The sequence below is a fragment of the Sinorhizobium sp. NFACC03 genome, from assembly GCF_900103435.1.
Classification (GTDB): domain Bacteria; phylum Pseudomonadota; class Alphaproteobacteria; order Rhizobiales; family Rhizobiaceae; genus Ensifer.
On the sequence record NZ_FMXF01000001.1, the window covers coordinates 242,990 to 260,875 of the forward strand.

General features: G+C 61.6%; 22 protein-coding genes. 15 read left to right on the plus strand and 7 right to left on the minus strand.

The genetic code is table 11. The annotated features are described in order from the left end of the window. Nucleotides 1-54 precede the first annotated feature (54 nt). The 6 genes from BLU35_RS01210 to motA all read right to left on the minus strand — a co-directional run bounded on the left by BLU35_RS01210 (nt 55) and on the right by motA (nt 5,407). A complete protein-coding gene (locus BLU35_RS01210; RefSeq protein ID WP_058323549.1) occupies nt 55-495 on the minus strand; it encodes a BspJ family T4SS effector nucleomodulin in 441 nt (146 codons plus the stop codon). Nucleotides 496-500: 5 nt separating this feature from the next. Continuing rightward, on the minus strand, nt 501-1,577 hold the full coding sequence (flhB, locus tag BLU35_RS01215) for a flagellar biosynthesis protein FlhB (protein ID WP_093231951.1): 1,077 nt from the start codon (nt 1,575-1,577) through the stop codon (nt 501-503). A 272-nt stretch (nt 1,578-1,849) separates the two neighbouring features. Continuing rightward, nucleotides 1,850-2,881: a flagellar motor switch protein FliG gene (gene fliG, locus BLU35_RS01220; protein ID WP_058323547.1), complete on the minus strand. Its 1,032-nt coding sequence runs from the start codon at nt 2,879-2,881 to the stop codon at nt 1,850-1,852. Between the two features lie 29 nt (nt 2,882-2,910). Next, nucleotides 2,911-3,555, minus strand: a complete 645-nt coding sequence (fliN, locus tag BLU35_RS01225) for a flagellar motor switch protein FliN (protein WP_082615703.1) — start codon at nt 3,553-3,555, stop codon at nt 2,911-2,913. Nucleotides 3,556-3,579: 24 nt separating this feature from the next. Further along, entirely contained in the window at nt 3,580-4,524 is a 945-nt protein-coding gene (locus tag BLU35_RS01230) for a FliM/FliN family flagellar motor switch protein (protein WP_093231952.1), read from the minus strand. A 4-nt stretch (nt 4,525-4,528) separates the two neighbouring features. Next, nucleotides 4,529-5,407 carry a flagellar motor stator protein MotA gene (gene motA / locus BLU35_RS01235; protein WP_057248205.1) on the minus strand — a complete coding sequence of 293 codons (879 nt, stop codon included), beginning with the start codon at nt 5,405-5,407 and terminating at the stop codon, nt 4,529-4,531. Nucleotides 5,408-5,591: 184 nt separating this feature from the next. Between motA and BLU35_RS01240 the strand changes: the two genes are divergently transcribed. The 14 genes from BLU35_RS01240 (at nt 5,592) to fliP (ending at nt 15,326) form a co-directional block, all read left to right on the plus strand. Then, nucleotides 5,592-6,371 (plus strand): DUF1217 domain-containing protein, encoded by a 780-nt coding sequence (locus BLU35_RS01240; RefSeq protein WP_058323700.1) that lies wholly within the window; start codon nt 5,592-5,594, stop codon nt 6,369-6,371. A gap of 2 nt (nt 6,372-6,373) precedes the next feature. Next, on the plus strand, nt 6,374-7,099 hold the full coding sequence (flgF, locus tag BLU35_RS01245) for a flagellar basal-body rod protein FlgF (protein WP_057248206.1): 726 nt from the start codon (nt 6,374-6,376) through the stop codon (nt 7,097-7,099). An 18-nt stretch (nt 7,100-7,117) separates the two neighbouring features. Continuing rightward, nucleotides 7,118-8,509: a flagellar protein export ATPase FliI gene (gene fliI / locus BLU35_RS01250; RefSeq protein ID WP_093231953.1), complete on the plus strand. Its 1,392-nt coding sequence runs from the start codon at nt 7,118-7,120 to the stop codon at nt 8,507-8,509. After that, nucleotides 8,509-9,066: a flagellar protein gene (locus BLU35_RS01255; protein WP_093231954.1), complete on the plus strand. Its 558-nt coding sequence runs from the start codon at nt 8,509-8,511 to the stop codon at nt 9,064-9,066. The genes fliI and BLU35_RS01255 overlap by 1 nt, the downstream gene beginning before the upstream one ends. A gap of 166 nt (nt 9,067-9,232) precedes the next feature. After that, entirely contained in the window at nt 9,233-9,613 is a 381-nt protein-coding gene (gene flgB, locus BLU35_RS01260; protein WP_057248268.1) for a flagellar basal body rod protein FlgB, read from the plus strand. A gap of 5 nt (nt 9,614-9,618) precedes the next feature. Beyond that, nucleotides 9,619-10,038, plus strand: coding sequence for a flagellar basal body rod protein FlgC (flgC, locus tag BLU35_RS01265; protein WP_057248209.1), 420 nt, complete (start codon nt 9,619-9,621; stop codon nt 10,036-10,038). Beyond that, nucleotides 10,038-10,379: a flagellar hook-basal body complex protein FliE gene (gene fliE, locus BLU35_RS01270; RefSeq protein ID WP_057248210.1), complete on the plus strand. Its 342-nt coding sequence runs from the start codon at nt 10,038-10,040 to the stop codon at nt 10,377-10,379. The genes flgC and fliE overlap by 1 nt, the downstream gene beginning before the upstream one ends. An 11-nt stretch (nt 10,380-10,390) precedes the next feature. Then, a complete protein-coding gene (gene flgG / locus BLU35_RS01275; RefSeq protein ID WP_057248211.1) occupies nt 10,391-11,179 on the plus strand; it encodes a flagellar basal-body rod protein FlgG in 789 nt (262 codons plus the stop codon). A 17-nt stretch (nt 11,180-11,196) separates the two neighbouring features. Then, entirely contained in the window at nt 11,197-11,709 is a 513-nt protein-coding gene (gene flgA / locus BLU35_RS01280; RefSeq protein WP_082615704.1) for a flagellar basal body P-ring formation chaperone FlgA, read from the plus strand. After that, a complete protein-coding gene (locus tag BLU35_RS01285; RefSeq protein WP_058323543.1) occupies nt 11,706-12,821 on the plus strand; it encodes a flagellar basal body P-ring protein FlgI in 1,116 nt (371 codons plus the stop codon). Before flgA ends, BLU35_RS01285 begins: the two co-directional genes overlap by 4 nt. Continuing rightward, nucleotides 12,818-13,357, plus strand: a complete 540-nt coding sequence (locus BLU35_RS01290) for a MotE family protein (protein ID WP_093231955.1) — start codon at nt 12,818-12,820, stop codon at nt 13,355-13,357. The genes BLU35_RS01285 and BLU35_RS01290 overlap by 4 nt, the downstream gene beginning before the upstream one ends. Beyond that, complete coding sequence (gene flgH, locus BLU35_RS01295; protein ID WP_057248214.1) at nt 13,354-14,064, plus strand: flagellar basal body L-ring protein FlgH; 711 nt, start codon at nt 13,354-13,356, stop codon at nt 14,062-14,064. Before BLU35_RS01290 ends, flgH begins: the two co-directional genes overlap by 4 nt. 18 nt (nt 14,065-14,082) lie before the next feature. After that, nucleotides 14,083-14,580, plus strand: coding sequence for a flagellar basal body-associated FliL family protein (locus BLU35_RS01300; RefSeq protein WP_093231956.1), 498 nt, complete (start codon nt 14,083-14,085; stop codon nt 14,578-14,580). 8 nt (nt 14,581-14,588) lie between these two features. Further along, the gene (gene fliP / locus BLU35_RS01305; protein WP_057248216.1) at nt 14,589-15,326 is read left to right on the plus strand and encodes a flagellar type III secretion system pore protein FliP; all 738 of its coding nucleotides are present in this window, start codon (nt 14,589-14,591) and stop codon (nt 15,324-15,326) included. Nucleotides 15,327-15,426: 100 nt separating this feature from the next. Here fliP and BLU35_RS01310 read toward each other — a convergent pair whose 3' ends face one another. Then, nucleotides 15,427-17,370, minus strand: a complete 1,944-nt coding sequence (locus BLU35_RS01310; RefSeq protein WP_093231957.1) for an O-linked N-acetylglucosamine transferase family protein — start codon at nt 17,368-17,370, stop codon at nt 15,427-15,429. A 373-nt stretch (nt 17,371-17,743) separates the two neighbouring features. On the opposite strand from BLU35_RS01310, the gene BLU35_RS36585 reads away from it, so the two are divergent. Then, nucleotides 17,744-17,886, plus strand: a 143-nt coding sequence (locus BLU35_RS36585; protein ID WP_502688132.1) for a flagellin N-terminal helical domain-containing protein, incomplete at its 3' end; no start/stop codon positions are given.

Consider the following 17,886-nt stretch of genomic DNA (forward strand, 5'->3'; position numbering starts at 1 on the left):
GCATTCAGCGCCGGCGCCTTCTGCAGAATACAGGTGCGCGCATGCGCGGTTCTTTTAGCTTGCGAGCGGCAGTTCGTAGGATTTGATGAATTTTGCGTCCGCCAGGCTCCGCGCCAGGAAGGCCGTGTTCTCGTCCGGGTCGGCCGACGGGTTCTGGAAGCTGATATGGCTGATCTCGATGCCGGCCGTCTCGTTGCCGAGGGACAGGCGGACATAGATGGTGATACCGCGGGGCTTAAGCTCCAGGTCGAGAACGATTTCCGGCTCGCAATCCCAATCGAGATTGTAGTTGCCGCCGAGACCGAAGTTGACCGTACCGGGCAGAAAGTAAAGTTCTGCCGCGGATTCGACGAGATCGGCGAGGCTGGCGTAGGATTCGAACCGCAAGAGGGCGATGAAATCGGCGGCGTCGATGAGCCGCAGTTCGGTCGCCACAGGGCGGATTGCTTCAGCTACGATCTGTTCCCGCTTCTCGGAGAATTCGCACTTTTTCATCGGAGTTATGTCATCCGTTTTGGTTGCGACGCATGCACCCTGTGAATGAGCTCGGCAACAGCCTTGTAAAACACGGGTGGAATCACACTATCGACCGAGACTTGTGCAAACATGGAGCGTGCAAGTGGCGGATCCTCGAAGACGGGGATGCCATTTTTCTCTGCAATTTCACGGATTTTCAGGGCAACCAGGTCCTGGCCCATCGCCACGACGATGGGCGCGTCGCTTTCCTCGCGGACATAACGCAACGCGACAGCGTAGTGAGTCGGGTTGGCGATCACCAGCGTGGCACGCGGTACGGACGAGATCATCCGTTTGCGCGCCCGGTCACGCTGCATCGAACGCAGGCGCGACTTGACGATCGGGTCGCCCTGGGCCTGCTTCATTTCCTCCTTCACTTCCTGCTTGGTCATCATCAGTTCGGTGTACCAATGGTGCCGTGACCAGAAGAGGTCGGCGATCGCCAGAACCGCGGTCGCAAACAGGATGACGATCATGATCTCGTTGAGATCGTTCGCCATCGTCGAAAACATCGTGACCGGGTCCGAAAACATCAAGTCGAGCGTCGCGAAGTAGTTGTTCCACAGCACCAGCACGACGACGACGGAGACGATGATGATCTTGAACAGCGACTTGCCGAACTCGACCAGTCCCTGCGCGCCGAAGATGCGCTTGAGCCCGCCCATCGGCGAAATGCGGTTCAGCTTCGGCTGGACGCGGTCGAGAACCGGCCGCGGCAGGTTCTGGAAGATCGAGGAGCCGACACCGAAGAGGATGAGCAGCACGAAGGCCGGAACGACCAGCGCGGTCGATTTCCATGCGAGATGGGTGATGAGCGCCACCACGTCGGTCGAATTTTCCAGCCGCCAGGCTTCCGGCTGCTCGAAGATGTCCTTGAGGGCCTCGGCCATGGTGCTGACGCCGTCGGCAAGGAAGAAGACGAAGAAGATGTAGATCGCGAGCGTCGAGGCGAACATCGTCGCCTCGCGGGAGAAGGGCACGTTACCCTTCTCGGCAGCGTCGGAGATCTTCTTCTCTGACGGGGCCTCTGTTTTGCTGTCTTTATCCTGATCATCAGACATGAAGCAGGAAGGCTCCGGTTACATCTGGGCAGCGTCGATCGCGTTTTCTGCAGCGCCGTGCGTCTGTTAAGACGCGCAAAGGTCGTTGCAACGCGTCGAGCTGCTGCGTGCTCCTCAAATCGAGGCCGATCCAAGGAAAATGCAGTAGTGTACCCGGAAGGCTGGGCAGGCAAGCGTTGAGCCCCGGCATTCGCCAGGGCTCAACAGGAAATACGGTGAGGAGGGGCGCGCCAGCCGAACGCTCGACGGGCCCATGCGGCGCGCCTACCCGATCAGGCCGCCTGCGCGTCCTTGTCCTTGAGCTCGAGCTGGCCGCTGGCCGCCAGGCGAATGGCTTCCTGGGTGATCGAGCGCCGTGCGATCGCGATGTCGCGCGGGTTGATGCCGGCATCGCCCATGGCGAGATCGGATTCGATCATGCGGCGCTGGCGTGCGCCGATCGAGGCAAGTACCGATTCGCGCAGTTCTCCCGTCGATCCGCGCAACGCCATCGTGATGATGTCCGTCGACACGTCGTTGAAGAGCTGTACGCGGCTGCGCTGCGGCATGTAGAGCACGTCGTCGAAGAGGAAGATCTTCGGGCGCACCTTGTTGGCGGAAGCGGTGCTGAGCGATTCGAGCGACGCGAGCAGGGTGTCCACCTGCGGCTTGTCGAGTTCGTTCATGACCTCGGCGATCTTGGCCGGGCCGGCCGAATTGCGTTCTGCTTCCATCTCGCCGATCATTTCCATGACGCGCTTCTCGATGATCGCGGCGGCTTTCGCGTTGACTTCCTTCATGTTGACGGCGCGCTTCAGGATGTCCGGCCGCTGCTCTTCGGAAAGCTGCAGCAGCACCTTGGCGCCGAAGCCCGAAGGCATCATCGACAAAACGTATGCGATCGTCTGCGGATGTTCCTTGGCAAGCTGTACCGATACGGCGACCGGGTCGCATTCCTGCAGGCGATCCCAGATGCTGGCCTCGTAGGACTGGAAAGTGGCGCGGCGGCCGAGCAGGCCGTCGACCTCGTCCGGGGTCAGGCCTTCTTCGAGGATGCTTTCAATCGCCTTGGCATTGTCCATCAGCCCGGCGCCCTCGGTGAAGAGGTCTTCGAACTCGTTGACGAGTGCTTCCAGCTCATGCGGCGGAATGGCGCGCAGCGACTGCGCCGCGGCGATGATCGACTGCAACTCGCTCTGGGTGAAGAACTTCAAGAGCTTGCTTGCGACGCCCTTGCCCATGGCAAGCAGGACGGCCGCCGCCTTGTCCGTCTGGCTCAGCGGCCTTGATAGCGCCTGAGCCTCGAAACTTTCGAAATCCATCATGGATTCATCCTTCGCCCGATCATCGGGTTTTATGACTTCTTGCTGCCCTTGATCTCGATGAGTTTGACGCCGAACCGGGTGTCGTCGCCTTCGAGAACGGTAATTTCGCCGCGGCCGATCACCCGGCCGTTGACCATGATCTCGACCGGCTCTCCGATCCGGCGATCCAGCGCGATCGTTGCACCTTCGCTCAAGTTCATGAGACCGGACACCTGCATGCGGCTTGTGCCGAGCACGATCTGGACGTCGATCGGGATATCCATGATCAGGTCGAGGTTGGCCGTCATGCCGCTGCCGGGCGGCGCGTCGATCGCAGCGTCAGCGCTGTCGAAGGACGTCGCACCGAAATCCGTGCCGCCGAAATCGCTCGAAACGGAACCGCCGCCGAGGTCGGCGCCGAAGTCGCTGGAGCCGAAATCGCCGCCGAACGCGTCGAGGCCGCCGGCCGGTGCGCCGAAGTCGCTACCGAAGTCGGTTGCGGCGCCAGCGGGTTCGCTGCCGAAATCCGAGCCGAAGGCTGCCGGCGCATCCGAATCCTGCTTGAGGACACCGCGCAGGTCATTGATCGCCTGGTCGAGTTCCATGTCTCCGACAGCGGCTTCTGCCTGTTCGTTGATGGGTGCTTTCTTGGGTGCCATGTGAGAACTATTCCAGTTGAAGCTTGCCTCAGGCATGCTGCGAGCGCGCGGCAGGCCGATTTAACTCATGATGTGGCGAAGGATGTCCTGCTCGGAGCCGTGGGTATCCTTGACCCGAACCGTGTATTTCGATCCCGATCGTCCGAATTCGCAGACATAGAGGTCGCGACCATTGGCGTTGACGTCGACGCGAGCGTCCTGGGCGTCGTGGAAGGGAATGACGTCGCCCGCCTGCAGCCGGCTGATCGTTTCGAGCGTCAGGCTTTCGAGCCGGATGCGCGCCTCGATCGTGACGGCAGAGCGGCGAACCTGTTCTTCGAGCTGCTCGGTCCATTCGGCCTTCGCCTTGCGCTGCTGGCCGCTGCCCTTCGGGAAGACGATGGTGGTCTTCAGGAGCACGCTCTGCGGGACGATGACGGAGAAGGTGGACATGACCGGGCCGAAGCCGATCGTCATGTCGATGGCGCCCGCATGGATGTCCTCGATCATGGGATCGGGCTTGGGGCGCGATGCGCTGTTGAGCGGACGTTCGACGATCGCTTCGAAACCGCCCGGCGCGTTGACGGCGGTGCGCAACACGTCGGCGATCTTTTCGAAAAGCGGCACGGCGACGTCGATCTCGATCTGGGAGAGCGCACGCGGCTGCGGCTCTTCGATCCCGGCCGGCTCGGCGCCGAGCAGCGCCTCGACGAGGGTGATGATGATCGGGCTGTCGCAGCCGATCTGGAAATCCGCGCACCAGTTGCGCAAGGACACGTCACTGATCACCACGCCGGTACCAAGGCCGGCAATCAGCTTCTGTCGGAGCCCCGTCCGGAAACCGGCATAGCCGATCGTGACGTCAAGACCCGTTTCCGCCCGGCAGATGTCGGGCAGGAATTCGCCGAAGACCTGGCCGAGTTCGAGCGCCAGCCGGCCGATCACCCGGTCGTCGCCGAGCGCGCCGGTCATGCGCGCCAGGAGTTTCCGGTCGAATGCGTGAACGTTGGATGTTGCGGAATTCATGGGATCAAGCCGCCTTGCTTTCGCCGCCGCCGCCGGGGTTCATCATTTCCTGCTCGACCGCGTCGATCGACGGACGCTCATAGGCCGAGATGGTCTTGCGGCCGTATTCGAGAGCGACCTGCGGTACCGAGCCGTTCATGTAGGCAAGCAGCGTTTGCTTGACGATGATGTAGAGGCGGTTCTGCTTCTCGCGCACCGATTTGATGTTGGCGACCAGCGGCGCGACGATCGAATAGGACAGGAACACGCCAAGCAGCGTGCCGACGAGTGCGGCTGCGATCTTGGCACCGAGAACTTCCGGCGCCTCGCTGATCGCGCCCATCGCCTTGATGACGCCGAGAACCGCCGCGACGATACCGATCGCCGGGAAGGCGTCGCCCATCGTGTTCAGCGCGTGATAGCACTTCATCTTGTCGTGGGTGATGGTCTGGATTTCTTCGTCCATCAGCGCTTCGATCTCGTGCGATCGGGCGTTGCCGATGATGATCAGACGTACGTAATCGCAGATGAAGGCGGTCAGTTCCTTGTTCTTCAGAACCGTCGGCGCTGCCTGGAAGATCGAGGATTCTTCCGGGTTGTCGATGTGGCTTTCGATCTCGTTGCGCGACTTGGTGCGCAGATCCCGCATCAGCGAATAGAGAACGCCGAGCGTGTCGAGATATTCGCGCTCCTTCGGCACCTTGTGGCGAAAGGCTTCGCCGAGCGCCTTGCCGGTATCCTTAACCACCTTCATCGAGTTGGCCATGATGAAGCCGCCGATGCCGGCGCCGCCGATGATCAGCAGTTCGAAAGGCTGGTTGAGGACCTCCATGTGGCCGCCCATGGCCAGATAGCCGCCGAGAATACAGCCGAACGTCACAAGAAGCCCGATGATGATGTTCATTTTCGATACCTGTCGCGATCCTATTTTCCGCTAACGGGATAAGGTTTCATCCTTGCGTGAGGCTGGCCGGCGCGGGCGATGGGGGTCATTCATCGGAACAGGTTCGCGCAAGGCTATCCGGTCAGGATTTGTCAAGGCAGGGCGCATGCTCTGTCTGTGTCATTCCGGCAGGGGCGAACCGATCGTGACCACGACCTACACGAGCTACAAGCTGATAACGGCCGACTTGACGAAGTCGCTGGCCCGCGTTGCCGAGCAGCCGGATGTGGCGCGCGAGACGGAGTACTACCTGTCGAAGATCGGCGACGTCAAAACGATCGACGATTTCTTTGCCGATACCAGGCTCTACAACTACGCGATGAAGGCTCACGGTCTCGAAGACATGGCCTATGCCAAGGCTTTCATGCGCAAGGTGCTGACCGAAGGCATCGACAAGGACGACGCCTTTGCCAACAAGCTGACCGACAACCGCTACAAGCAGCTCGTCGAATCGCTGAACTTCGCCGCCCACGGCGCGGCCGCCACATCCTTCGACCGTGCCCAGAAGGGCGTCGCCGACAAATATGCTCGCCAGACGCTGGAGCAGAACGCCGGTGAGGAAAATGCCGGCGTGCGGCTTGCCCTCTATTTTTCGCGCATGGCGCCGACGATCAGCAGTGGCTACGCCATCATCGCCGACGAGGCGCTCGCCCAGGTGGTGCGCACCGCGTTGCAATTGCCCGACGAATTCGCGGCAACCAATGTCGATCGTCAGGCCGAGGTCTATGAAGCGGCGATCGATTTCAAGGATTTCCAGAACCCGGGCAAGGTGACCGAGTTTCTCGACCGGTTCACGGCGCTCTGGGAAACCAAAAATTCAACGGACGGTTATGATCCGCTCGCAGTCTTCGGCTCTTCGAGCGGCTACGGCATTTCTTCCGATCTTCTCCTGTCCATCAACAGCCTGAAACTCGGGGGAAATTGAACGTGCAAACCGGTCTTTACGTCGCGATTTCGTCGCAGATGGCGCTCGAGAAGCGCCTCAACACACTTGCCGACAATATCGCGAACTCCGGCACCGTCGGTTTCCGTGGCACCGAGGTGAAGTTCAATCAGATGCTCGGTGATACGAAGCCGACCAAGGTTGCCTATGTCAGCAAGGGCGAGGAGTTCCTGAACACCAACAACGGCTCGCTGTCGCGCACGGGCTCGGCTCTCGACTTTGCGATCAAGGGCGATGCCTGGTTCCAGATCGAGACGCCATCCGGCCCGGCGCTGACGCGCGACGGGCGTTTCACGCTCACCGATACCGGCGAACTCGTCACTATCCGTGGCTATCCAGTGCTCGACGCCGGCGGAGCGCCGATCCAGCTCAACGGCAGCGGCGGCGAGATCACCGTCGGCGCCGATGGTGCGATCCATCAGAACGGCGTGGCTGTCGCCTCGCTCGGTCTCTATGAGGCAGATTTCAGCAAGGGTTTCATGCGCCTCGACAACAGTGCTGTTCAGCCGACGGCACAGGCCGAGCCGGTGGTCGATCGCTTCGATGTCGGCGTGATGCAGGGCTTCGTCGAGGAATCCAACGTCAATGCCATCCAGGAAATGTCGCAGCTGATCATGGTCACGCGCGCCTTCGACAACATCACTGGCCTGTTGCGTGACAGCGAGGGATCGCTCGAAGAAGCGGTCAAGACGCTCGGCGGCAGTCGCTAATTTCTGACGGGTACCGGCATGCAACGCGAAGGCCTGAAGACAAGCGCGGGATCGACATCTCTGGCAGCACTTGCCGGTTTGGTCGAGCGCTATGCAAAGCCCGAATTTTCGATCGCTCCGGGCGGACACGTGCAGACGATTTCGCCCGGTCACTACACGGTGACCGGTCTGTCGCGGCATGTGCGGCTCGGTGATTTCGTCGCCCACAAGAGTGTCACGGGAACGCATCTCGGCGAGGTGGTGCGGGTCGAACCGGAGCGGGTGGTCGTCTGCCCGATCGAACCCGGCGATCCGATTGGCATCCATGACACCGTGATCCGCAAAGGTGCCTTCCGCGTGGCTCCGACCGATCAATGGTGCGGCCGTGCCATCAATGCGCTCGGCGAGCCGATCGATGGTCTCGGGCCGCTGCTACAGGGCGATGTGCGCCGCTCGATCTCCAACACCGCGCCGCCGTCGATGAGCCGCAAGCGGGTCGAGAAGGGCTTTCTCACCGGGGTGCGGGCGATCGACATCTTTTCGCCCCTCTGCCTCGGCCAGCGTCTCGGCATCTTCGCCGGCTCCGGCGTCGGCAAGTCGACGCTGCTCTCCATGCTGGCGCGCGCAGACGCCTTCGACAAGGTGGTGATCGCGCTCGTCGGTGAGCGCGGCCGCGAAGTGCGCGAATTCATCGAGGATACGCTTGGCGACAATCTCGCAAAGTCGGTCGCGGTAGTGGCAACCAGCGACGAAAGCCCGATGCTGCGCAAGATGGCGCCATTGACCGCCGTCACCATCGCCGAGCACTATCGCGACAATGGCGACAACGTGCTGCTGATCGTCGACAGCGTCACCCGTTTCGCACACGCGATCCGCGAAGTGGCGACGGCTTCCGGCGAGCCGCCGATCGCGCGCGGTTACCCGGCCTCCGTTTTCACAGAACTGCCGCGTCTGCTCGAGCGTGCCGGACCCGGCACCGAAGGCTCGGGCACGATCACGGCGATCATCTCCATCCTCGTCGACGGTGACAACCACAACGACCCGGTCGCCGATTCGACGCGTGGCATCCTCGACGGTCACATCGTGCTCGAACGCAGCCTTGCGGAAGAGGGGCGCTATCCGCCGATCAATCCGCTCGCCTCCATCTCGCGCCTGGCGCGCAAGGCCTGGACGCCGGATCAGGAAAAGCTGGTGTCGCGGTTGAAGGCGCTGATCCACCGCTTCGAGGAAACCCGCGATCTTCGCCTGATCGGCGGTTACCGCCCCGGTGGCGATCCCGACCTCGACATGGCGATCAAGCAGGTGCCGGTCATCTATGATGTCCTGACGCAGAGCGCCGGTGAGCGCCCGGCGCAGGACGCCTTTGCCGATCTCGCCAATGCATTGAAGGCGGCGGCGATGGGCAATCAACCGGGCGCGAGAGCGAGGTGATGGCGGTGACCGATTACGATGCGGACGAAATGGTTCATCAGCGCAAGCGAAGCAGCCGCATGCCGATGACCGACAAGTTCCTGGCCGCGACTGGCGTCGCGCTTGCCGCGTTTGCGACTTTCTTTCCCTGGTACGCCTTCTTCCACCAGGACAAGTTCACCATGCCGCCGCTCTGGCAGGGTTCCACCCGCGATCTGCCGGAGCGCGCCGCCCGCAACGTCGTCTCGGTTTCGCCGCTGGCGATGCCCGACGCGGACGGCGAGACCATGGCTGCAATCGACCAGCTGACGACGGCGACCGTGCCCAGTATCGGCGGCGGTCCGGGTCCCGAAGGGTCGGCTGCGGAAGAGGGGCTGTCGCAGCCCTTTCCGGGAAAGTCCGGCTACAAGCTGATGCATGTCGCCAATGGCCGGGCGCTGATCGAGGATGCGAGCGGCATGTATATCGTGCGCATCGGCTCCGTCCTGCCTGACAACACCCGGCTTGCCACGCTCGAGCAGCGCGACGGCCACTGGGTGATGATCACCTCGACAGGCGAAGTCTACCAGGCAAACTGATTTAGCAGCCCATCGTCAGAGTTGATGGTCGCGTATCTCTTCGGATGCGCGGCGCGCTGCTGTTCGCCCGCAGCGGAATGCAAGCGTCCGAACCCCAGCGACCTCCGACGAAAGTCCCACGCAAGATTACCGGCCTAGGTTCGCATCACCAAGCATGGAGCTTTTGATGCAACCGATTCAGCTTTTCGAACTCGCGTCCCGGCAGGCCCAGTGGCTGACCGTTCGCCAGAACGTGGTGGCCGGCAACATCGCCAATGCGAACACGCCGCATTACAAGGCGAAGGACGTCAAGCCGTTCGAAAGCGTGCTGCAGGATACCGGCATGCAGATGGCTGCGACCCACAAGGCGCATTTTACCGAGGGCCTCGAGGCCTCGCAGGTGGCCGAAGTCGGCATGGTCGACGGTGTGCAGATCCAGCAGTCAGGCAACAGCGTCGCGATCGAGCAGGAAATGATGAAGACCGGCGAGATCAAGCGCGACTACGAGCTCAGCGCCGGGCTTGTGAAGGCGTTTCACCGCATGATGCTGATGACGGTACGGAAGTAAGAACCATGGATCCATTGACCTCAGCCCTCAAGGTATCGGCCTCCGGCCTCCAGGCGGAATCGACCCGTCTGCGTATCGTCTCCGAAAACATCGCCAACGCCCGCTCGACCGGCGACACGCCGGGTTCGGAACCCTACCGCCGTAAGACCATCAGCTTTGCCGCCGAAGTCGACCGGGCAAGCGGCGCCTCGCTTGTCGAGATCGAACGACAGGGCACGGATGATTCGGACTACAACATCGAGTTCGATCCGGGCAATCCGGCGGCCGACGAGAAGGGCATGGTCAAGATGCCGAACGTGAACATCCTGGTTGAGATGGCCGACATGCGCGAAGCCAACCGCGCCTACGAGGCCAACCTCCAGACCATCAAGCAGTCCCGCGATCTGATTTCCCAGACAATCGACCTGTTGAGAGCCTCGCAATAATGATCGATGCAGTCAAATCCCTCGGCGCGTTCTCGGTCACCAAAGAGACCGACGGCACCCGTTCCACATCTTCCTCGTCGTCGATCTTCGGCATGCCGGCCGCCACGCCGGGCGTGCCGCAGGGGCAAAGCTTCGCCTCGGTCCTCGGGGATATGGCGACCGACACAATCAACGCGATGAAAAAGGCCGAGGGCGCATCGCTCGACGGCATCCGCGGTCAGGCAAACACCCGTGAAGTTGTCGATGCTGTCATGAACGCCGAACAGTCGCTCCAGACAGCACTCGCCATCCGCGACAAGGTGGTCACCGCCTACCTCGAAATCGCGCGCATGCAGATCTGAAGGAACGAGACATGAAGGCCCTTTCCATTGCCGCAACCGGCATGAACGCCCAGCAGCTGAACCTCGAAGTGATCGCGAACAACATCGCGAACATCAACACGACCGGTTACAAGCGCGCCCGCGCAGAATTCTCCGATCTGCTTTATCAGACCGAGCGCGCCCAGGGCGTGCCGAACCGCTCCAACCAGGCCATCGTACCGGAAGGCGCGATCATCGGTCTCGGCGTCCAGACGGCTGCCGTGCGCAACCTGCATATCCAGGGCAGCATGGTCAACACCGGCAACGACTATGACCTAGCGCTGATGGGCCGCGGCTGGTTCCAGGTCGAAACGCCGGATGGCGAGACGGTTTATACCCGCTCCGGCGCCTTCAACAAGAATGCCCAGGGCCAGCTCGTGACCATTGACGGTTACACGGTCGTCCCCGGCATCACGGTTCCGCAGGATGCGACGGAAATCGCCTTCACCAGCTCCGGCCAGGTGATGGTCCGCATCGGCAACGATCCCGCGATGCAGGAAATCGGTCAGCTGACGATCGCCAACTTCGTCAACGAGGCCGGTCTCGAGCCGCAGGGTGACAACCTCTTCAAGCAGACCCCGGCTTCCGGCGACGCGATCGTCGGCACGCCGGCGGACCCGGGCTTCGCGCAGATCAAGCAGAAGTATCTCGAGGCGTCCAACGTCGATCCGGTGAAGGAAATCACCGACCTGATCTCGGCCCAGCGCGCCTACGAGATGAACTCCAAGATCATCCAGGCGGCCGATGAAATGGCGGCCACGGTGAGCAAGAACCTCAGGTAACGAAAGAGGGGGCAAACATGATGTTTCGCCGATCCGCAGACATCAAGGTATCGAAGGGCGACAGTGCATCCAAGGCGCTTCGTCTGGCGGCTGGCGCCTTGCTTGCCGCCACTTTCCTGTTGCCTTCGGCGAGCCTCGCGGAGCGGCCGACCGCGGTGATCCCGACCCGGACGATCTATCCGGGCGAAACGATCGACCGCAGCCGCGTCGAGGTTGTCGACGTTACCAACCCCGATCTCGCGGACGGCTACATCAGGACCCTCAACGAAATCGACGGCAAGGTCACCAAGCGTACGCTTCTGCCCGGTCGGGTGATCCTCGCAAACGCACTGCGCGAGCAGTATGCCGTCGAGCGCGGCTCCACCGTGCGCCTCGTCTTCAGCAATGGCGGCCTGACCATCAGCGCCGCCGGATCACCGCTCCAGGATGCCGCCGTCGGCGAACTGATCCGGGCGCGCAACATCGATACCGGCATCATCGTTTCCGGAACGGTAATGGCCGACGGCACTGTCCATGTGGTGGCGAAATGAAAATGCTTGCCTGCAAATGGTTCCTGACGCTGGCCGTCGCGATCTCGACGGCGCTGACGCCGGCTTTCGGCGCGTCCAGGATCAAGGACGTCGCCTCGCTCCAGGCGGGACGCGACAACCAGCTCATCGGCTATGGCCTCGTCGTCGGCCTTCAGGGAACCGGCGACAGCCTGCGTGCCTCGCCCTTCACCGACCAGTCGGTCCGGGCGATGCTGCAGAACCTCGGCATCTCCACCCAGGGCGGCGATTCCCGCACGCGCAACGTTGCGGCCGTTCTGGTGACGGCGACGCTGCCGCCGTTCGCAAGCCCCGGCAGCCGCGTCGATGTGACCGTCGGTTCGCTCGGCGATTCCACCTCGCTTCGCGGCGGCACCCTGGTGATGACCTCGCTCTCCGGCGCGGACGGCCAGATCTATGCAGTCGCGCAAGGGTCCGTCGTCGTGACGGGCTTTGCCGCGCAGGGCGATGCGGCAACCCTCAACCAGGGTGTGACGACGGCCGGGCGCGTGCCCAATGGCGCAATCATCGAGCGCGAGCTGCCGTCCAAGTTCAAGGATGGCTTCAACCTCGTTCTGCAACTGCGCAACCCGGACTTCTCGACGGCTGTCGGCATGGCTGCGGCGATCAACAAATATGCCGCCCAGCAATATGGCGGTCGCATTGCCGAGGCACGCGATTCTCAATCCGTGCTCGTCGAAAAGCCGAAGATGGCCGATCTCGCTCGGCTGATGGCCGATATCGAGAACATCGTGATCGAGACGGACGTCCCGGCCCGCGTCGTCATCAACGAACGCACCGGCACGATCGTGATTGGCCAGGACGTTCGCATCAACGAGGTGGCGGTGAGCTACGGCACCCTGACCGTCGAGGTCAGCGAGACGCCGACGGTGGTTCAGCCGCTGCCATTCTCGCGTGGACGAACGGAGGTGGAACCGAACACCACCATCAACGCGCAGTCCGATGGCGGCACGGTGGCGATCCTCAACGGATCGAGCCTTCGCTCGCTCGTCGCCGGTCTTAACAACATCGGTGTCAAGCCGGACGGCATCATTGCGATCCTGCAAAGCATCAAAACGGCCGGGGCCCTTCAGGCGGAGCTAGTGCTGCAATGACGGCGAACATGAACCCATCCTTCGGCAAGGTCCGCAATCTGTTGCTCGTCGGCGCGGCCGCCGCTTCGATGCTGACGATGCCCGGTGCCTTCGCTCAGGACGTTACCGCGCCTCCGGCAGCCGACGCGACGCAGAATGAGATTCAACAGTTCTGCACGAACATTGCCGACGCCGCCCGCGACCAGCGCTACGTGCTGCAGCGCAAGGACCTCGAGACCTTGCAGGCAAGCATCGACGAACGCATCGCGACGTTGGAGAAGCGGCGCGACGAATACGAGGATTGGCTGAAACGCCGCAATGATTTCCTGAAACAGGCCCAGCTCGGTCTTGTCGACATCTACAAGACGATGAAGCCGGATGCGGCTGCCGGCAAGCTGGAAATGGTCAATCCGGAGATCGCGGCCGCGATCGTCATGCAGCTGCCGCCACGACAGTCGTCTCTGATCCTCAGCGAAATGACGGACGAAAGGGCGGCTATCCTTACCAATATCATCTCGAGCGCCAGCGACCCGAACACCTCGAAGGAACCATCATGAAAATGCGTCTAACGGCCGTGCTGACGGCGGGTCTCCTTGCCGGGTGCCAGAACCAGGCGTTCAACGAGATTGGTCGGGCGCCTTCGATGAGCCCGATCGGCAGCGGTCTGCAATATTCCCAGACGCCGCAGCTTGCCATGTATCCGAAGCAGCCGCGCCAGGTGGTAAGTGGCTACTCGCTCTGGAACGACCAGCAGGCCGCCCTGTTCAAGGACGCGCGCGCGATCAATGTCGGCGACATCCTCACGGTCGACATCAAGATCAATGAAGGCGCTACCTTCGACAACAAGACGGATCGCAGCCGCAAGAACAGCAGTGGCTTCAACGTCGGTGCCAACGGCAAGTCGGAGGCCAGCGATTTCGGCTGGGAGGGCGACCTGAAATATGGGTCGAATACCAAGACCGAGGGCGACGGCACGACCGAGCGTTCGGAAAAGCTGAGGGTGCTCGTCGCCGCAGTCGTGACCGGAGTTCTCGAAAACGGCAACCTCTTGATCAGCGGTTCGCAGGAAGTGCGCGTCAATCACGAACTGCGCATCCTCAACGTTGCCGGCATCGTGCGGCCGCGGGATGTCGATGCCGAGAACGTCATCAACTACGACCGCATCGCCGAGGCACGCATCTCCTATGGCGGCCGCGGTCGCTTGACCGAGGTGCAGCAGCCGCCCTACGGCCAGCAGTTCATGGACCTATTTTCGCCGATCTGATCGGCAGGGAACGGCAAGATGGAAGAATTGGATACCGCCACCGCGCCGAAGTCGCCATCAAAGGTGATGACCATCGCGATCGTCGCCGTGCTGACGCTCGTTGCCGGCGGCGGCGGCTGGCTGGTCGGCGGTCTGCTCGCGCCGGCTCCGCCGAAGGAGCAGGTCGAGGCGACCAAGGAACCGGCCGCCAACGCCACGGGTGAAGAGGGCCTGCCGAAGCTCGCGACCGAAGCGAACGGTGTCGTCCAGCTGGAGCCGATCACCGCCAACCTTGCCTATCCTTCGGAGAACTGGATACGGCTCGAGGTGGCGCTGCAGTTCGACGGCGCGCCCGATCCCAAACTGGCGGAACAGATCCACCAGGATATCGCCGCCTATCTGAAGACGGTCTCGCTGCAGCAGATCCAGGGGCCGCGCGGGTTTCAATATCTCCGGGATGACATTCAAGAGCGGGTTGACCTGCGCTCCGATGGGCGCGTAACCAATGTGATGTTCAGAACCTTCGTCATCCAATGATTCGATAAATGGTCCGGCTTGTCGCCTTCATAGTCGCCATGATGGCGATGTCCGGTATTGCCGGCGCGCAGAGTTTTCCCTCTGATATCCTGAATACACCTATCGACGGGTCGGCCGCCTCGTGGATCATCCGCACTTTCGGTCTTCTGACCGTTCTGTCGGTGGCCCCAGGCATCCTGATCATGGTCACCAGCTTTCCGCGCTTCGTGATCGCCTTTGCGATCCTGCGCACCGGCATGGGCCTGGCGACCACGCCGTCCAACATGATCATGGTGTCGCTGGCCCTGTTCATGACCTTCTATGTCATGGGGCCGACCTTCGATCGCGCATGGCGCGACGGCATCGATCCGCTCATGAAGAACCAGATCACCGAGGCCGAGGCGATCCCGCGGATCAGCGAGCCGTTCCGCGAATTCATGCTCGCCAACACCCGTGACAAGGACCTGCAACTCTTCATCGATATTGCCAAGGAAAAGGGCCAGACGGTGGTCGTGGACGACAAGGTGGATCTGCGCGCCGTCGTGCCGGCCTTCATGATCTCCGAAATTCGCCGCGGCTTCGAAATCGGCTTCCTGATCATGCTGCCATTCCTGGTGATCGACCTGATCGTTGCCACCATCACCATGGCCATGGGCATGATGATGCTGCCGCCGACGGCGATCTCGCTGCCCTTCAAGATCCTGTTCTTCGTGCTGATCGACGGCTGGAATCTGCTGGTCGGCAGCCTGGTGCGCTCCTTCAGCTAGATACCCGTCGTCAAAGGTTTGGGCGCTTCGAAAAGGCGCAAACAAAAAAGGCAGCGCCTTGGCGCTGCCTTTCGTCGTTCGGGGTCGAGTGTCGGATCGCTCAGCGCTCGAACGAGCCAGTCCGCGCCGGTAGCGCCGGAACGTCGATATGATCCGGTGCCAGACCTCTCTTCGCGCGGTCAGCCATCATTTCGTAGCCCTGTTCCAGGTGGCGGCAGAAGCGTTCGGCGTCGAACAACGGCATGCGGAACCGGTTCTCCTCGAGGGTCTTTCGATAGTCGGCGATCCTGTCTCGGTTGTTGTAGAGCGCGACCGCCTCGCGAACATAGTCCTCCGGCCCGGCGGCTACGAGTTCCGGCACGCCAATGGCGTTGAGCAGGCTCTCGCTCACGCGTGAGGCGAAGTTGGTGCCTTTGAAGGTCAGCACCGGAAGGCCGGCCCAGAGCTGTTCCGAGGTCGTCGTGTGGCCGTTATAGGGATAGGTGTCGAGGCCGATGTCGGCGACCGGGATACGGCTGATGTGGTCTTGATAGAGGACCTTGGGGCAGACGATGATGCGCTTGGTGTCGAGGCCGGCACTCTTGAACTTTGCGATGATGTTCGCTCGCGCATCCGGGCGGCTGCACATCAGCCAGAGCACGCTGTCCGGGGTCTGCTGAAGGATCTCGATCCACAGGTTGATCGTCTGCAATGAGATCTTGCGGTTGGCGTTGAACGACGCGAAGACGAATACTTCCTCGGGAAGGCCGAGCTGGCGACGCGACAATGGCTGCGGCAGCGGGCGGTTGAGAGGGTCGTTCGGCTGATAGGTGTCGGGAAGCCGGCAGTATTTCTCGTAGTAGTGCGGTTCGCTGCCATCCGGCAGGACATGGGGGTCGCCGATGATGTAGTCGAGGTCCACATTGGCCGTCGTCCCGGGAAAGCCGAGCCAGCTCACCTGAACCGGAGCGGTCTGCCGGTTGAAGATGTTCACCCGGCTCTCGAGCGTGTGTCCTTTGAGGTCGACAAGAATGTCGATGTTCTCGGAACGGATGACCTCCGCCGCTTGGTCATCGCTAAGGTCGTTGATGGAAACGATCTTGCCCCACTTTTCGCGGGACCCGTCGTCGCGCACGACGTTGTTGGGCGATGTGTGGCAGAAGAGAGTGATATCGAAACGCGAGCGATCGTGCGCCGTGAGCACGGCTGCGAGCAGCTTCATGGTCGCGTGGTCGTGCCAGAAGTCGGAAGAGACATAGCCGATACGGATGCGGTCGTTCCAGGCATGTGGCATGGCGCGGCGGGCTTCCGTCAGTCCGGCAGGGAAGGGACGGTGCTGCGCGCCGGCAATCCGGTTCAGCCGTTCGTCGCCGCACCAGGTGATATGGTAATAGGGCGCCTCGGCGGCGAGGATATCCGCCTCGCCGAGCCTCAGCGCTCGGTCGATGTCGCGGCTGTGTTTCTCGACTTCGGCAAAGTCGTTTGCCTCGCGGGCATAGACGAGATAGGCGGAGCGCAATGTCGTGTTCTTGGGGTGCGTCTTGAAGAGATTTGCGACGGCCTCACGGTCTAGCGCATCGTTGACATCGGCTGTCAAAAGTTTGAATGCCAGCGATTGATGATGGCGATTGGCGCTGGTCGACAGCGGTGCCTTGAACAGGCCGAGGATTTCCTTCTGGTCGCGCTTGAGGAAGATCGAAGCAATGATGAATGCGATCTCCGGATCCGTCTTGGCTTTCTCCAGCAGCGGGAGGCCGATGGCCAGAGCTTCGTCCTCGTGTCCATTGACGAAATAGAGTTTCATCGCCTCGGTCAGATAGTCCTGCGACCGCGAACCGCCGGCCTCTCCAGCGAGCTGGTAGGCGCGTGCTGCCTCGGGCTTGAAGCCGAGCTTCAGCAGAACCTTGGCGAGCAGCACAAAGGTCTTCGTATCCCGATTGATATTCATCAGGATGTTTAGCTGGTCGAGCGCGTCCGTGTACTGGCCTTTCTGATATTGCCGGGAAGCGGTCGAGAAAATGGCTTGGGCGTTCACTGATAGCTCCGTCGTCTGGGCTGCCGGCATCAAAGGCTTGGCACCTCGATGTCGCAAAGCAGGTCTCGTGGCCATCGTAGTAATGGGAGCTTGCCTCAGGCATGACGCGTCAACCCCGATCAAAGCCTGGTCCTGTCTCGCAAGGGGCCATTCGAACGGCGCGTTTGGCGACCCGGACCGTCCACTTAAGGCGTTGTTAAGTATAAATTATCTCTCGTTGAAGCCGCTTCGGCATTTAAGGAATTCGCAAGCATTGGGCTCGATATTCGGCCTCACATGACGGGTTTGGTTTCTTCCGAGAAAGTCGTTGGAACCGAGAGGCATGAAGCCGATCCATCATCACCGGTAGTGTAAACAGTCCGGTATGTCCCCCAATCGTCTTAAGTAATAAAGGGACACTCTAATGACGAGCATCATGACCAATTCCGCCGCAATGGGCGCTCTCGCTACCCTGCGTTCGATCAATTCGGATATGGAAACCACCCAGGACCGCATCTCGTCGGGCCTGCGCGTCGGTTCCGCTGCCGACAACGCCGCTTACTGGTC

What these genes read in the sequence shown, in the direction of transcription:
- BLU35_RS01210 (WP_058323549.1), bottom strand. Translation starts at nt 495, where the DNA reads ATGAAAAAGTGCGAATTCTCCGAGAAGCGGGAACAGATCGTAGCTGAA.
- flhB (WP_093231951.1), bottom strand. Translation starts at nt 1,577, where the DNA reads ATGTCTGATGATCAGGATAAAGACAGCAAAACAGAGGCCCCGTCAGAG.
- fliG (WP_058323547.1), bottom strand. Translation starts at nt 2,881, where the DNA reads ATGATGGATTTCGAAAGTTTCGAGGCTCAGGCGCTATCAAGGCCGCTG.
- fliN (WP_082615703.1), bottom strand. Translation starts at nt 3,555, where the DNA reads ATGCCTGAGGCAAGCTTCAACTGGAATAGTTCTCACATGGCACCCAAG.
- BLU35_RS01230 (WP_093231952.1), bottom strand. Translation starts at nt 4,524, where the DNA reads ATGAATTCCGCAACATCCAACGTTCACGCATTCGACCGGAAACTCCTG.
- motA (WP_057248205.1), bottom strand. Translation starts at nt 5,407, where the DNA reads ATGAACATCATCATCGGGCTTCTTGTGACGTTCGGCTGTATTCTCGGC.
- fliI (WP_093231953.1), top strand. Translation starts at nt 7,118, where the DNA reads ATGCAACGCGAAGGCCTGAAGACAAGCGCGGGATCGACATCTCTGGCA.
- BLU35_RS01255 (WP_093231954.1), top strand. Translation starts at nt 8,509, where the DNA reads ATGGCGGTGACCGATTACGATGCGGACGAAATGGTTCATCAGCGCAAG.
- flgB (WP_057248268.1), top strand. Translation starts at nt 9,233, where the DNA reads ATGCAACCGATTCAGCTTTTCGAACTCGCGTCCCGGCAGGCCCAGTGG.
- flgC (WP_057248209.1), top strand. Translation starts at nt 9,619, where the DNA reads ATGGATCCATTGACCTCAGCCCTCAAGGTATCGGCCTCCGGCCTCCAG.
- fliE (WP_057248210.1), top strand. Translation starts at nt 10,038, where the DNA reads ATGATCGATGCAGTCAAATCCCTCGGCGCGTTCTCGGTCACCAAAGAG.
- flgG (WP_057248211.1), top strand. Translation starts at nt 10,391, where the DNA reads ATGAAGGCCCTTTCCATTGCCGCAACCGGCATGAACGCCCAGCAGCTG.
- flgA (WP_082615704.1), top strand. Translation starts at nt 11,197, where the DNA reads ATGATGTTTCGCCGATCCGCAGACATCAAGGTATCGAAGGGCGACAGT.
- BLU35_RS01285 (WP_058323543.1), top strand. Translation starts at nt 11,706, where the DNA reads ATGAAAATGCTTGCCTGCAAATGGTTCCTGACGCTGGCCGTCGCGATC.
- BLU35_RS01290 (WP_093231955.1), top strand. Translation starts at nt 12,818, where the DNA reads ATGACGGCGAACATGAACCCATCCTTCGGCAAGGTCCGCAATCTGTTG.
- flgH (WP_057248214.1), top strand. Translation starts at nt 13,354, where the DNA reads ATGAAAATGCGTCTAACGGCCGTGCTGACGGCGGGTCTCCTTGCCGGG.
- BLU35_RS01300 (WP_093231956.1), top strand. Translation starts at nt 14,083, where the DNA reads ATGGAAGAATTGGATACCGCCACCGCGCCGAAGTCGCCATCAAAGGTG.
- fliP (WP_057248216.1), top strand. Translation starts at nt 14,589, where the DNA reads ATGGTCCGGCTTGTCGCCTTCATAGTCGCCATGATGGCGATGTCCGGT.
- BLU35_RS01310 (WP_093231957.1), bottom strand. Translation starts at nt 17,370, where the DNA reads ATGCCGGCAGCCCAGACGACGGAGCTATCAGTGAACGCCCAAGCCATT.